Here is a 14,623-nt window from a genome sequence, read left to right on the forward strand (position 1 = left end):
AGACCAGATCGTTACGTCGGGGAGACCCGGTCGGCGCGATGTGTCACATAGAGTCGCGGGCGGCGCACAGGGCGCATCCCGGGACGACCCGGTCCGCCGTTTGGATTGGCAGACACACTGCCTGGACGAGGTGAGCATGTCGACACCCACGATGGGGTCCGAGACCGTCGGACACCTGAGTGACGAGACCGTTCCGGGCGACGAGCCGCCCGCCAAGAAACGGCAGGTGTCCGGTAAGTCCCCGATCCAGATCGCCCTAGGGCGGCTGCGCAAGGACAAGGTCGCGATGACCTGCTTCACCATCGTGATGCTCTTCGTGCTCGTCGCGATCTTCGCCGACGTGCTGCAGAACCTCTTCGACGTCACGACCGAGCCCGGCAACCCGGCCCAGCAGCTCAACCCGATGAACGAGCTGCTCCCCTACAAGGGCCCGCCGTCGGGGGGCTTCGATCCCGCCCACCCGTTCGGCGTCGCCCCCAAGACCGCGACCGACAACCTCGCCGTCTGGCTGGCGGGCTGCCGGACCTCCCTGCTCATCGCCTCGCTGGCGACCTTGGTGGCCTCGATCATCGGCATCACCCTGGGCCTCATCGCGGGCTTCGTGGGGGGCGTCGTCGACAAGGCGATCTCGTTCGTCATCGACTTCTTCCTCACCATCCCCTTCCTGCTGCTCGCGCTGACGCTGGCGCCGATCATCAACCAGCGCTTCGCGCTGAAGCCCGACCTCTACGAGAAGGCGCAGCTCTGGTCCCTGGTCGCGATCCTGGCGTTCTTCGGCTGGATGGGCGTGGCCCGCCTCGTGCGCGGCGAGGTGCTGTCGCTGCGCGAGCGCGAGTTCATCCTGTCGGCACGGGTCATCGGGATGCCGACCACGCGCATCATGGTCAAGGAGCTGCTGCCCAACCTGGTGGCGCCGATCGTCGTCGCGGTCTCCCTGATGCTCCCGGCGTTCATCGCCGCCGAGGCCGGCCTCGCCTACCTCGGCATCGGCATCACCCAGGGCAACTCCTGGGGCCAGACCATCCTGCGCGCCAGCAACTACTACGACGACTACGCGCTCTACTTCTGGGAGCCGCTGCTCGGGATCGTGATCCTGGTCGTCGCTCTCAACCTCCTCGGTGACGCCATCCGCGACGCCGTCGACCCCAAGACCCGTCGCTGACGGTTCCCCTAGATGTGGCCACGGGCCTCCGCCCGTGGCACGAATGAAAGAGAAAGGCTGGACAGCATGAAGCGCAACAAGACGCTCGCCGTTGTCGCGGGCTTCGCCTTGGCCGGTTCACTCGCGGCCTGTGGTGGAGATGGCGGCGACGACAACGCCGGTGACGGTCCCAGCAAGTTCATCGAGGCCGGCAGCGGCTTCGAGAAGATCGCCGACGCCACCGGACCGGCACCCGAGGTCGAGGGATCCCAGGTGGGCGGCGACATCACTGTCCACATCCCGCTCGACCCCGGCCCGGAGAACCTCGACCCGACCGACGGCTGGTCGGTCCTGGGCAACTCCATCCAGCAGGCGCTGACGCACCGCTCGCTCACCCAGTACCGCCGCAACGCGGAGTCCGGTGACATGGAGCTCGTGCCTGACCTGGCCACCGACCTCGGTACCCCGAACGACGACTACACCGAGTGGAAGTTCACGATCCGCGACGACGCGACGTGGGAGAACGGCAAGCCGATCACCGCGGAGGAGATCAAGTTCGGCATCGAGCGGTCCTTCGACGTCGAGAACTTCCCGGGCACGCCCGGCCAGGAGTACTCGGTCAAGAACATCGACTGCGGAGAGGGCTACACCGGCCCCTACAGCAGCAAGCCCGCCGACTGCTCCGGCATCACCGTCGACGGCCAGGACATCACCATCAAGATGACCCGCCCGTTCCCCGACATGGACTTCTGGGGCTCCTTCATGGCCATGGGCCCGATCCCGCTCGAGGGTTCGGAGCCGCCGGCCTACGGCGCGAAGCCGCTGTCCAACGGCCCCTACAAGATCCAGGAGTTCCGCCCGAACGAGACCCTCGTCCTGGCCAAGAACCCCGAGTGGAAGCCCGAGAGCGACCCGGGCCGTCACCAGTACGCCGACACCTGGACGTTCAAGTTCGACGCCGACCAGGAGAAGGTCGACGCGATCCTGCTGAGCGACTCCGCCGAGTCGCAGACCGCGGTCTCCAACCGCGTGGGCGCGACCAACGTGTCCAAGGCCAAGGACGCCCTGGGTGACAACTTCATCCAGCAGACCGGTCAGTGCGTGAGCTACCTTGCGCCCGACTACACCAAGATCACCGACATCAAGATCCGCAAGGCGATCGCCTACGCGTTCGACTACGAGAACATCTGGCTCGCCGGTGGTCAGGTCCCGAACGTCACCCGCATCCCCGCGAGCACGATCATGCCTCCGGGCATGTCGGGCCGCAAGGAGTACCAGCCCGACGGTGAGCAGTTCACCTTCGACCCCGAGAAGGCCAAGTCGCTGCTGAAGGAGGCGGGCGCCGAGGGCTACAAGCTGAGCTTCATCTACGACGACTCCGCTCCGGAGCTCGTGGACGCCAACGCCCAGCAGGTCAAGGGCTTCGAGGCCGCCGGCTTCGACGTGGAGGCCATCGCCTACCAGGAGGACGCTTACGAGCTCTTCGGGAACAAGACGAGCCCGATCAACAAGAAGCTCAACCTCCGTACGGTCAACTGGTGCTCGGACTGGCCGTCCGCCTACACGATGATCCCGCCCCTGGTCACCAAGGGCTCGCAGTACAACACCGCGTTCTTCGACGAGCAGGAGGTGCAGGACCGGATCGACGAGATCCCGACCCTGCCGCTCGAGGAGCAGGCCGGCGCCTGGGGCGACCTGGACGAGATGATCGGTACCGAGTACCTCCCGATCATCCCGACCGCCTACCGCAACGACCTGTTCGGTGCGGGCTCCAAGATCGGTGGCTTCACCGGTGACGCGGCCATGAGCGCGATCAACTACAAGGACCTCTACGTCGTCAAGTGACGAAGGTCCGGAGTAGCAGCTCCGCCGCATGACCGACGGTCGGGGGTCGGGCGCACCAGCGCCCGGCCCCCGGCCCCGGCTCCCACGTGCCTCGGCACACGCTGAAAGGTCCCCTGGATGTTCGCCTACATCGTCAAGCGGCTGCTGGCCGGACTCGTCGTGGTCGTCTTGATCTCGATGGCCGTCTTCGCCCTGTTCTGGTTCGGTCCCGAGTCCCCGGCGCGGCCCGTCTGTGAGTCGAAGACCGGCGGCAAGTGCACCGAGGAGCGGCTTGCGAACTTCGAGGAGAGCCTCGGGTACAACAACCCGATCTACGAGGAGTACGGCAAGTACGTCAAGGGCGTCTTCGTCGGGCGCGAGCTGACGGTCGGCACCCAGAAGATCGACTGCGACGCCCCGTGCCTGGGCTACTCGTTCAAGAACAACACGCTGGTCTGGGACGACCTCGTCAAGCGCATGCCCGCGACGGTCTCCGTCGCTGCCGGCGGTGCCTTCCTCTACCTCGCGCTCGGCATCCCCATCGGGGTGGCGGCCGCGAGACGGCGCGGCTCACTCACCGACAAGGTGCTGGTCAGCACCTTCCTGGTCGTGAGCTCGGTGCCCTACTACCTCTTCGCGCTCCTGGCGTGGATCTACTGCACCCTGGTGTTCGAGATACCCGTGCTGGGCAGCAGCGGCTACACGCCGTTCACCGACAACCCCTGGAAGTGGGCGACGGGGCTCCTGCTCCCGTGGCTCTGCCTGGGCCTGTTCGGCTGCACGCAGTACACCCGCTACACCCGCGGTGCGATGGTCGAGGCGCTCAGCGAGGACTACATCCGCACCGCCAAGGCCAAGGGGCTTCCGGCCAGCACCGTCGTCTACCGCCACGGCCTGCGCAGCGCGCTGGTGCCGGTGGTGACCGTCTTCGGCATCGACCTGGGTGTGCTCCTGGCCGGGACGATCTTCACCGAGAAGATCTTCGAGATCCAGGGCATCGGCCTGTGGGGCCTCAACGCCGTCGGTGCCAAGGACCTGCAGGTCGTCGCGGCGACCGCCCTGTTCGGGGCCGTCGTGATGGTCGTCAGTAACCTGTTGGTAGATCTCGTGTACAGCGTCCTCGACCCCCGCGTGAGGCTCTCGTGACCCAGACGTCCACCCCCTCGACCCGTCTCGACACCGACGACTTCCTCGTCGTCGAGAACCTGACCGTCGAGTTCCCGACCCCCGACGGGCCCGTGCGTGCCGTCAACGACCTCAGCTACTCGGTGGGGCTCGGCCAGACCCTGGGCATCGTGGGGGAGTCCGGCTCGGGCAAGTCCGTGTCGAGCATGGCCGTCCTCGGCCTGCACGACATGCAGCGCACCAAGATCACCGGCTCCATCCGCGTCGGCGGCCAGGAGATCATCGGGCTCGACGAGTCCGGGATGCGCAAGATCCGCGGCAACAGCGCCGCCATGATCTTCCAGGACGCCCTGGCCGCCCTGCACCCGTTCTACCGGGTCGGCGCGCAGCTCGCCGAGGCCTACGTCGTCCACCACCCCTCCGCCTCCAAGCGCGACGCGCGCCGCAAGGCCATCGAGATGCTCGACCGGGTCGGCATCCCGCAGCCCGACAAGCGGGTCGACGACTTCCCGCACCAGTTCTCCGGCGGCATGCGGCAGCGCGCGATGATCGCGATGGGACTGATCAACGACCCGTCGCTCCTCATCGCCGACGAGCCGACGACCGCGCTCGACGTGACCGTCCAGGCGCAGATCCTGGACCTGCTCCAGGACCTGCAGCGCGAGTTCAACTCCGCGGTCATCATCATCACCCACGACCTCGGCGTCGTCGCTGAGATGGCCGACGAGGTGCTGGTGATGTACGCGGGTCGCTGCGTCGAGTACGGCGCGTGCAAGGAGCTGCTCACCCACCCCGAGATGCCCTACACGTGGGGCCTGCTCTCCAGCATCCCGGACGTCACGGCCGACACCAACGCGCGCCTGATCCCGATCCCGGGCAACCCGCCGAGCTTGCTCGACCCCCCGAGCGGCTGCTCGTTCCACCCGCGCTGCGCCCACACCGACAAGGTGCCCGGCGCCCTCTGCGCCACGACGCTGCCCGAGCTGCTGCCCGGTGGGCGAGGGACGTCCCACCTCAAGCGCTGCCACCTGGCCAACCCCGACGAGGTCTTCGCACGCGAGGTGCTGGCCGAGATCGCCCCTGACATGGTCGAGGAGACCTCTGATGACCGAGCGTGACGCCACGCGCGACGAGCTGGTGCCCGAGGAGCAGACGACCTTGGAGCCCGAGCCGGTGCTCGTGCCCGAGGTGCCGAGCTTCGACAAGCTGGCCGAGCAGGCCAACACCGCGACCGAGCTCGACCTGTCCCGCGGCTCCGTGCTCGAGGTCGACAACCTCAAGATGTACTTCCCGGTCAAGTCCGGTGGGCTGATCCGCCGCAAGATCGGTGACGTGCAGGCCGTCGACGGCATCTCGTTCGAGGTGCAGCACGGCGGCTCGCTCGGCCTCGTGGGCGAGTCCGGCTGCGGCAAGTCCACGACGGGTCGCCTCATCACCCGCCTCTACACCCCGACCGGTGGCCGGATCCTCTTCGAGGACAAGGACATGGCGGAGATGAGCAACCGCGAGCTCAAGCCGATGCGGCGCCAGGTCCAGATGATCTTCCAGGACCCCTACACCTCGCTCAACCCGCGGCACACGGTCGGCTCGATCATCGGGGCGCCCCTCGAGGTGCACAAGGTGGTGCCTAAGGACAAGATCCTCCCGCGGGTGCAGGAGCTGCTCGAGGTCGTGGGTCTCAACCCCGAGCACTACAACCGCTACCCCAACGAGTTCTCCGGCGGTCAGCGCCAGCGCATCGGCATCGCCCGCGCGCTCACGCTCAACCCCCGGCTGCTAGTCGCCGACGAGCCCGTCTCCGCCCTGGACGTGTCCATCCAGGCGCAGGTCATCAACCTGCTCCAGGACATCCAGAAGGAGTTCGACGTCGCGTTCCTCTTCATCGCCCACGACCTGGCCGTCGTGCGGCACTTCTGCCCCGAGATCGCGGTCATGTACCTCGGCAAGATCGTCGAGATCGGCGACCGCGACAGCATCTACGGCAACGCCCACCACCCGTACACGCAGGCGCTGCTGTCGGCCGTGCCCGACATCAAGCAGGCCGCCATCGGTGGTCGCCGCGAGCGGATCCGGCTGCAGGGCGACGTGCCCAGCCCGATCAACCCGCCGTCGGGCTGCCGCTTCCGCACGCGGTGCCCGATCGCGCAGGAGATCTGCGCCAAGCACGAGCCGCCGCTGCTGCAGATCGGCAAGCGCCACAAGGTCGCCTGCCACTTCCCGGGCCCGATCGGTCACCACCCGGACACCCCGGTGACCGCGCCGCTGCTCGGCACCGACGCCTACGGCAGCCCCGACCCGGGCGCGACCCCGAGCCCGGCGATCACCAACAAGCCCGGCTACGACGACACCTGGTTCGACCTGGATGCGAAGACGCTTGGACGAGCCTGAGGGCCTGTTCGGCCCTCCCACGTCCGCGCCGCAGCGCCCCGGTGCCGGCTCCCTCGCCGGCAACACCCATGCCTCCGCCCCCCTGGCGGTGCGCATGCGTCCCCGCACGCTCGACGAGCTCGTGGGGCAGTCGCAGCTGCGCGCCCCCGGCTCGCCGCTGCGGCAGCTGATCGAGGGCGACCAGTCGATGTCGCTGCTGCTGTGGGGACCGCCGGGCACCGGCAAGACGACGATCGCGGCGATCCTGAGCCAGCAGACCGACCGGCGCTTCGTCGAGGTGTCGGCGGTCTCGGCCGGGGTCAAGGAGGTCCGCGCCGCGATCGACGCGGCTCGCGCGGAGCTCGTCAACGCCAGCCGCGAGACCGTGCTGTTCGTCGACGAGGTGCACCGTTTCAGCAAGGCGCAGCAGGACGCCCTGCTGCCGGGCGTGGAGAACCGGTGGGTCACGCTGGTCGCGGCCACCACCGAGAACCCGTTCTTCTCGGTGATCTCGCCCCTGCTCTCGCGCAGCCTCCTGCTGAGGCTGGAGTCGCTGACCGACGACGACGTACGCCGCGTCCTCGACCAGGCCATCACCGACGAGCGGGGTCTGGCCGGCCGCTTCACCGTCGAGCCCGACGCGCTCGACCACCTGGTCCGACTCGCCGGCGGTGACGCCCGCCGGTCGCTGACCTACCTCGAGGCCTCGGCGGGGGCCGCGTCGGCGCGCGGCAGCGACACCGTGGACCTCTCCACCGCGGAGACGGCCGTGGACCAGGCGGCGGTGCGCTACGACCGCCAGGGCGACCAGCACTACGACGTCACGAGCGCGTTCATCAAGTCCGTCCGCGGCTCCGACGCCGACGCCGCCCTGCACTACCTCGCCCGGATGATGGAGGCGGGGGAGGATCCCCGGTTCATCGCCCGGCGCCTGGTGATCCTGGCCAGCGAGGACATCGGGCTCGCGGACCCCACCGCGCTCACCACCGCGGTGGCCGCGGCGCAGGCCGTCCAGCTCATCGGCATGCCGGAGGCGCGGCTCAACCTGGCGCAGGCGGTGATCGCGCTCGCCGTCGCGCCGAAGTCGAACGCCGTCATCTCGGCGATCGACGCGGCGAGCGCCGACGTGCGTGCCGGCAAGATCGGGCCGGTGCCACCGCACCTGCGCGACGCCCACTACTCCGGAGCCAAGAAGCTCGGCCACGGCAAGACCTACAAGTACAGCCACGACGAGCCCTACGGCGTCGCGGAGCAGCAGTACGCGCCCGACGTCGTGCGCGACGCCGAGTACTACCGCCCGACCAGCCTGGGCGCCGAGGCCGCGGTCAAGGAGCGGTGGGAGCGCATCCGGCGCCTGATCCGCGGTGAGGGCCCCACACCCCCGCGATAGGGTCGACGACTGTGAGCGAGGACTGGACCGTGCCGGCGTGGACCATCGTGTCCGCGGTCGTCGTGGTGCTCCTGCTGGGGGTCGTCCTCGTCCTCATCACCGTCCGCGGCCGACGTCGGTCCGCCCGCGACCGGGCGGCCGCCCAGGCCGAGGCCGCCCGGCTGCGTGACCAGGTGGCTGAGATCGCCCGCCGGCTGGACGAGGCCGCGGCCGTGCCGGCGCCCGGCCGACCCGAGGCGGACACCAGCGACTACGTCATCACCCGCATCGGCACCCCGGACGAGCCGGCCCCCGTCGTCCCTGCACCGGTGTTCGCCGACCTCGTGCTGCGCGAGAGCGTGGTGCAGGCGGCCTCCCTGGTCGCCGGGCTGCGGCGCGCACTCGCCCCCGAGACCCGCCACCGGATCCGCTTCGAGATGCGGCGTGAGGTCAAGCGCTCGCGCAAGCAGCGGCGCGCCGACCTCAAGACCGCTCGCCGTGAGTGGGAGGCCCGGCAGCGGGCCGACGTCGACGAGGACTCCGCCGCATGAGCTCACCCCACGACCTCGCTCGCTGCGCTCCCGACGCCGCGGGGGCCCCGGCATGAGGCGGGGCCTCTGGTTCGTCGCCGGGGCCGGAGCCGGCGTCTACGCCATGGTCCGGGGCCGGCGCGCCGCCGAGGCGCTCACGCCCGACGGGCTCCGGGACCGGGTGGGCGCCGCCTTCGTCGGGGCCCGGATGTTCCGCGACGAGGTCGCGCAGGGCAAGGCCGACGCGGAAACCGACTTGCGGGAGCGGCTCGGCCTGGTGCCCGATGGGACCCCCGAGCTCACCGCCGCAAGCACCACCACCACGCACCAGATCACAGGACAGGAAGGCACCAGCTGATGGACACCGCGGAGATCCGCCGACGGTTCGTCGCTCACTTCGAGCGCAACGAGACCGTGGGGGCCCACCAGGCGGTGGCGTCGGCGTCGCTCCTGCTCGACGACCCGAACCTGCTGTTCGTCAACGCCGGCATGGTGCCGTTCAAGCCGTACTTCCTCGGCCAGGAGACGCCGCCGTACGAGCGTGCGGTGAGCGTGCAGAAGTGCGTGCGCACCCCCGACATCGAGGACGTCGGCAAGACCACGCGGCACGGCACGTTCTTCGAGATGTGCGGCAACTTCTCCTTCGGCGACTACTTCAAGGAGGGCGCGATCCAGCTCGCCTGGGACCTGGTCACCAGGTCGCAGGCCGACGGCGGCTTCGGGCTCGAGGAGAGCCGGCTCTGGCCGAGCGTCTACGTCGACGACCCCGAGGCGGTGGCGCTCTGGATGAAGGTCACCGGCCTGCCCGAGGAGCGCATCGTCAAGCTGGGCAAGCGCGAGAACTACTGGTCCATGGGCGTGCCCGGGCCGGGCGGGCCGTGCTCGGAGATCCTCTACGACCGCGGGCCGGAGTTCGGCCCGGACGGCGAGTTCGGCACCACGTCGCGCCTGGTCATGCCCACGGAGCTCGAGGACCGCTACCTCGAGATCTGGAACCTCGTCTTCATGCAGGACGAGCTCAGCGCCGTGCGCAGCAAGGACGACTTCGACATCCACGGCTCGCTGCCCAAGCGCAACATCGACACGGGCATGGGTCTCGAGCGGGTCGCGTTCCTGCTCCAGCAGAAGCAGAACATGTACGAGATCGACGTGATGTTCCCGGTGATCGAGCGCGCGATGGCGCTCACCGGTCGCACCTACGGCAAGGACCACGAGGACGACGTGCGGTTCCGCGTCGTGGCCGACCACGTGCGCAGCTCGATGATGCTCATCGCCGACGGCGTCACCCCCGGCAACGAGGCGCGGGGCTACGTCCTGCGCCGTCTGCTGCGGCGAGCGGTGCGCTCGATGCGCCTGCTCGGCTACGAGGACCCCGCGCTGCCCGAGCTGCTGCCCGTCAGCCGGGACCGGATGGGGGAGACCTACTCCGAGCTCCACCACGACTGGGACCGCATCGCGCGGGTCGCCTTCGCCGAGGAGGAGGCGTTCCGCAAGACCCTCCAGGCCGGCACGCAGATCTTCGACCTCGCCGCGGGCGAGGTCCGCGCCAGCGGGTCCACCACGCTGGCGGGGGACCGTGCGTTCGCGCTCCACGACACCTACGGCTTCCCGATCGACCTGACGCTGGAGATGGCCTCCGAGGCCGGGCTCAGCGTCGACGAGGCCGGCTTCCGGGCCTTGATGACCGAGCAGCGCGAGCGGGCCAAGGCCGACGCCCGCTCGAAGAAGGGCCAGCACGCCGACACCTCGGTCTACCGCGGGATCCTGGACTCCCACGGGCCCACCGACTGGGTCGCCTACGAGACCGAGGAGACCGAGTCGAGCGCGCTCGCGCTGCTCGTCGGCGGGGCGCCGGCGACCTCGCTGGCCCAGGGCGAGGTCGGCGAGCTCGTCCTCGACCGCACGCCGTTCTACGCCGAGTCCGGCGGCCAGGTCGCGGACGCGGGGACCATCGAGTTCGACGGCGGCCGGCTCGAGGTGCTCGACGTCCAGCGTCCGGTGCGTGGCCTCGTCGTCCACCAGGTGCGGGTCGTGGACGGGGAGCTCGTCCCGGGCTCGTCGCTGCACGCCAAGGTCGACCCGGAGTGGCGCGTCGGTGCCCGCCAGGCGCACTCCGGCACCCACGTCGTGCACGCCGCGCTGCGGGAGGTGCTCGGCCCCAGCGCGCTGCAGTCCGGCTCCTACAACCGTCCCGGCTACCTGCGTCTCGACTTCGGGTGGACCAGCGGGCTCTCACCGCAGCAGGTCCGCGACATCGAGCAGGTCTCCAACGAGGCGCTGCGCGCCGACCTCCCGGTGGGGTGGCAGTACATGACGCTGCCCGAGGCCAAGGAGTGGGGCGCGATCGCGCTGTTCGGCGAGACCTACGACGACCAGAAGGTGCGCGTGGTGGAGATCGGCGGCCCCTGGTCGCGCGAGCTGTGCGGTGGCACCCACGTGTCGCACTCGTCCCAGATCGGCACCATCGTGGTCACCGGCGAGGCGTCGGTGGGCTCGGGCAACCGCCGCATCGAGGCGTTCACCGGGGTGGAGGGCTTCGCCTACCTCGCCCGGGAGCGCGACGTGGTCGGGCAGCTCACGGGCCTGCTCAAGACCCAGCCCGACGACCTGGTCGGCCGCGTGTCCGACCTCGTCGAGCGGCTCCGGCAGGCCGAGAAGGAGCTCGAGAAGGGCCGGGTCGCACAGCTCCTGGCCGGCGCGGCGCAGCTCGCGGGCGCGGCCACCCGGGTGGGCGACGTCAACGTGGTCGCGCAGCGCGCCGACGGGGCGAGCGGTGGCGACGTACGCAGGCTCGCGCTCGACGTCCGCAGCCGGATGAGCCCCTCCGAGCCCGGCGTGGTCGTCATCATCGGCTCGACCGGGACCGGCGCCGACGCCAAGGTCGCCGTCGTCGCCGCGGTCAACGACGAGGCCCGCTCGCGAGGGCTGTCGGCCAACACGCTGGTGCGCGCCGTCGGACCGCTGCTCGGCGGCAAGGGCGGCGGCAAGGACGACGTCGCGCAGGGTGGTGGCACCGACGCGTCGCGCATCGACGAGGCACTCGCGCTGGTGCCCACCGAGGTGGCGCGCAGCTGATGCGCTTCGGCGTGCGGCTCGGCCTCGACCCCGGGGACGCCCGGATCGGGGTCGCCCGCAGCGACCCCTCCGGCTTCCTGGCCACCCCGGTGGAGACGGTGCGCCGCGGCAGGGGTGACCTGCGCCGGATCCAACAGATCCTGGCCGAGGAGGAGGCCGTCGAGGTGGTGGTCGGCCTGCCCCGCTCGCTGTCGGGCGGAGAGGGCCCGTCGGCCGCCAAGGTGCGCGAGTTCGCAGGTCAGCTGGCCCGTCGCGTCGCGCCCGTGCCGGTCCGGCTGTGCGACGAGCGTCTGACCACGGTGTCCGCGGAGGCTATGCTGCGCGACCGTGGCCACCAGGGCCGCAAACGGCGTGCCGTGGTCGACATGGCGGCCGCCGTCCTGATCCTGCAGCACGCGCTCGACACCGAACGCGCCTCGGGCCTCGCGCCGGGTGAGATCGTGGAGGAGACCCATGAATGACCCAGTGAACGACCCCGTGGACGACCGACCCGAGACCGACGAGGGCTCCTTCGTCGACGACGTCTACGAGGCCCCCGCCGGAGGCGCGCGCCGTCGCAAGCGGCGCGGCGTCTCCGGGTGCATCCCGGTGCTCGTGGTCCTGGCCGTGATCGCCGGACTCCTCTACTTCGGCGTCACCCGGGGGATGGACTTTCTCGAGGACCAGTTCGGCGAGGCCGAGGACTACCCCGGCCCCGGCAGCGGCCGGGTCACCTTCCAGGTCGTGAGCGGCGACAGCGTCGCCGACATGGGGCGCAACCTCAAGGAGGCCGGCGTGGTCGCCTCCGTGGACGCCTTCACCGCCGCTGCGAGCTCCAACCCGGACGCCACCAGCATCCAGGCCGGCTACTTCTCGCTGCAGAAGGAGATGAAGGCCGCCGACGTCGTCAAGATCCTCGTGGACCCGGACAACGTCAACAAGGGCGTCGAGAAGGTCACCTTCCCCGAGGGCCTGACCGTCGACCAGATCGTCGAGGTCATGGTCGACAAGACCGCCTTCAAGGCCAAGGGGATCCGCCGTGCGCTGGGCGACGCCGAGGCGCTGGGCCTGCCCGAGTTCGCCGGCGGCAACCCCGAGGGCTACCTGTTCCCGGCGACCTACATCGTGGCTCCGGGCTCCACGCCCGCGGACCTGCTGCGCCAGATGGTCGACCGCTGGAAGCAGGCGGCCGAGGACGCCGACCTGGCCGGCGCGGCCGAGCGGCTCGGCTACACCGAGCAGGAGCTGATGACGATCGCCAGCCTCACCGAGGCGGAGGCGCGCCCCAAGGACATGGCCAAGGTCGCCCGGGTGATCTACAACCGGCTGGAGAACGAGGGGACGGCCGGCACGGTCGGCCTGCTCCAGATCGACGCGACCGTCAACTTCGCGCTGGGCCGCAACCTCGGGGTCGCGATCACCGAGGAGGACAAGCAGGTGGACTCGCCCTACAACACCCACGAGGTCAAGGGCCTGCCCCCCGGTCCCATCGAGGCGCCCGGCGACGCCGCCATCCAGGCGGCCACCGAGCCGGCCAAGGGCGACTGGTACTACTACGTCACCGTCAACCTCAAGACCGGCGAGACCAAGTTCGCGGAGAGCTACGACGAGTTCCTCGACTACAAGGCCGAGTTCACCGAGTACTGCACCACGTCGGACGCCTGCTGACCCGTGAGGTGCGCCGTCCTGGGGGACCCGATCTCCCACTCGCTGTCCCCGGTGCTGCACCGGGCCGGCTACGCGGCGCTCGGCCTGGACTGGACCTACGACGCCGTGCGGGTCGGCCCGGGCGGGCTGCCCGAGCTGCTGCGCGGTGACTGGCGCGGCCTGTCGCTGACGATGCCGCTCAAGCGGGAGGCGGTCCCGCTCGCCGACGAGGTCACCGACCGGGTCCGGCTGGTGGGCGCGGCCAACACCGTGGTCGTCGCTGACGGCCGGGTGCTGGCCGACAACACCGACCTTCCGGGTGCCGTGGCCGCCGTCCGGGAGCGGTACGACGGTCCGGTGCGCGCCGGCACCGTGCTGGGCGGCGGCGCGACCGCGGCCTCGACCGGCCTGGCGCTGTGCGAGCTGGGAGCGACGAGGGTCACCGTGCTCGCGCGGTCGGCCGAGCGGGCGCAGGAGACCCTCGCCGCGATCGCCCGCCACCCGTCCGGGCCCGAGGTGCGCGTCGGCGCGCTCGGCGACGTACCGACCGGGGAGGTGCTGGTCTCCACCGTGCCGGCCTCGGCCCAGACTCCGGAGCTCATCCGCCGCGCCGCGGACGTGCCGGTGCTCTTCGAGGTGCTCTACGACCCGTGGCCCACCCCGCTGGCCGCGAGCGCGGGCTCGCGCCCCCTGGTGGGGGGCCTGGACCTGCTGGTGCACCAGGCCGCGCTGCAGTTCGAGCTGTTCACCGGCCTCGCCGCGCCGCTGTCGGCCATGCGGGACGCAGGGGAGGCCGCCCTCGCCGACCGTGCGGTGCGGCCGGCTCCGTGACGCAGGCCCCCGCCAGCCTGTTCCTGGTCATGGCCGCGTGCTGCGCCCTGGGCCTGCTGGTGCCGGAGCTGGTGCGACGCGTGCCCGAGCCGCCGCCGGAGCCGCCGGCCGAGCCGACGGGGGAGCCGCCCGCCGCCAAGGAGACCTACGCCGCGGTCGCGGCGCGTCCCGGGCTGGCGGCGAAGGCGGCGCTGGCCGCCGCGCTCGCGGGTGCGGTCATCGGCGCCGTGGTCGGCGCGCACTGGCCGCTGCTCTACCTGGTCCCGCTCGTCCCGATCTGCGTGGCGCTCGCGGTGATCGACTGGCGGACCTCGCTGCTGCCGACGAGGGTGATCGCGCCGACGTACGTGCTCACCGTGGGGCTGGTGCTCGTCGTCGCCGCCGTCACCGGCGACGTCGACGACCTGGTGCGAGCGGGATGGGGGTGGCTGATCGCCGGTGGGTCGTTCCTGCTGCTGTGGTTCGTTCACCCTGCCGGCCTCGGCTACGGCGACGTGCGGCTGTCGGGGATCCTCGGCATCGCCCTGGGCCACCTCGGGTGGGGCGAGCTGCTCGTCGGCCTCTACGCCGGCTTCCTGCTGGGCGGCCTCGGCGGGGGCCTGCTCGCGCTGCTGCGCGTCGTCGACCGTCGAGCGTTCCCCTTCGGTCCGTTCATGCTGGTGGGCGCCCTGGCGGGCATCGCCGTGGGCGAGCCGGTGCTGCGCAGTCTCGTGGAGGGGTGACCGGCGCGGCGGG

13 protein-coding genes are annotated in these 14,623 nt (G+C 70.7%); all 13 read left to right on the top strand.

From position 1 onward, the window contains the following. Positions 1 to 136: 136 nt before the first annotated feature. The 13 genes from E4622_RS18020 to E4622_RS18080 all read left to right on the top strand — a co-directional run bounded on the left by E4622_RS18020 (position 137) and on the right by E4622_RS18080 (position 14,610). The gene (locus E4622_RS18020; RefSeq protein WP_134741634.1) at positions 137 to 1,162 is read left to right on the top strand and encodes an ABC transporter permease; all 1,026 of its coding nucleotides are present in this window, start codon (positions 137 to 139) and stop codon (positions 1,160 to 1,162) included. A gap of 66 nt (positions 1,163 to 1,228) precedes the next feature. Beyond that, complete coding sequence (locus E4622_RS18025; protein ID WP_167736151.1) at positions 1,229 to 2,986, top strand: ABC transporter substrate-binding protein; 1,758 nt, start codon at positions 1,229 to 1,231, stop codon at positions 2,984 to 2,986. A gap of 117 nt (positions 2,987 to 3,103) precedes the next feature. Then, a complete protein-coding gene (locus tag E4622_RS18030) occupies positions 3,104 to 4,111 on the top strand; it encodes an ABC transporter permease (RefSeq protein WP_134741636.1) in 1,008 nt (335 codons plus the stop codon). After that, positions 4,108 to 5,208 (top strand): ABC transporter ATP-binding protein, encoded by a 1,101-nt coding sequence (locus tag E4622_RS18035; RefSeq protein WP_134741637.1) that lies wholly within the window; start codon positions 4,108 to 4,110, stop codon positions 5,206 to 5,208. The genes E4622_RS18030 and E4622_RS18035 overlap by 4 nt, the downstream gene beginning before the upstream one ends. Beyond that, positions 5,195 to 6,478 (top strand): dipeptide ABC transporter ATP-binding protein, encoded by a 1,284-nt coding sequence (locus E4622_RS18040; RefSeq protein WP_134741638.1) that lies wholly within the window; start codon positions 5,195 to 5,197, stop codon positions 6,476 to 6,478. Before E4622_RS18035 ends, E4622_RS18040 begins: the two co-directional genes overlap by 14 nt. Beyond that, positions 6,465 to 7,847, top strand: a complete 1,383-nt coding sequence (locus E4622_RS18045) for a replication-associated recombination protein A (protein WP_245156101.1) — start codon at positions 6,465 to 6,467, stop codon at positions 7,845 to 7,847. Before E4622_RS18040 ends, E4622_RS18045 begins: the two co-directional genes overlap by 14 nt. An 11-nt stretch (positions 7,848 to 7,858) precedes the next feature. Further along, complete coding sequence (locus tag E4622_RS18050; RefSeq protein ID WP_134741640.1) at positions 7,859 to 8,377, top strand: hypothetical protein; 519 nt, start codon at positions 7,859 to 7,861, stop codon at positions 8,375 to 8,377. 52 nt (positions 8,378 to 8,429) lie between these two features. Continuing rightward, positions 8,430 to 8,714 (top strand): DUF6167 family protein, encoded by a 285-nt coding sequence (locus tag E4622_RS18055; RefSeq protein ID WP_134741641.1) that lies wholly within the window; start codon positions 8,430 to 8,432, stop codon positions 8,712 to 8,714. After that, positions 8,714 to 11,431 carry an alanine--tRNA ligase gene (alaS, locus tag E4622_RS18060; protein ID WP_134741642.1) on the top strand — a complete coding sequence of 906 codons (2,718 nt, stop codon included), beginning with the start codon at positions 8,714 to 8,716 and terminating at the stop codon, positions 11,429 to 11,431. Before E4622_RS18055 ends, alaS begins: the two co-directional genes overlap by 1 nt. Then, the gene (ruvX, locus tag E4622_RS18065) at positions 11,431 to 11,892 is read left to right on the top strand and encodes a Holliday junction resolvase RuvX (protein ID WP_134741643.1); all 462 of its coding nucleotides are present in this window, start codon (positions 11,431 to 11,433) and stop codon (positions 11,890 to 11,892) included. The genes alaS and ruvX overlap by 1 nt, the downstream gene beginning before the upstream one ends. Further along, positions 11,885 to 13,078: an endolytic transglycosylase MltG gene (mltG, locus tag E4622_RS18070; protein ID WP_134741644.1), complete on the top strand. Its 1,194-nt coding sequence runs from the start codon at positions 11,885 to 11,887 to the stop codon at positions 13,076 to 13,078. The genes ruvX and mltG overlap by 8 nt, the downstream gene beginning before the upstream one ends. 3 nt (positions 13,079 to 13,081) lie before the next feature. After that, positions 13,082 to 13,888 (top strand): shikimate dehydrogenase, encoded by an 807-nt coding sequence (locus E4622_RS18075; RefSeq protein ID WP_134741645.1) that lies wholly within the window; start codon positions 13,082 to 13,084, stop codon positions 13,886 to 13,888. After that, a complete protein-coding gene (locus tag E4622_RS18080) occupies positions 13,885 to 14,610 on the top strand; it encodes an A24 family peptidase (protein WP_134741646.1) in 726 nt (241 codons plus the stop codon). Before E4622_RS18075 ends, E4622_RS18080 begins: the two co-directional genes overlap by 4 nt. Positions 14,611 to 14,623 lie beyond the last annotated feature (13 nt).

It is taken from the genome of Nocardioides sp. 503 (assembly GCF_004522095.1).
GTDB lineage: Bacteria > Actinomycetota > Actinomycetes > Propionibacteriales > Nocardioidaceae > Nocardioides.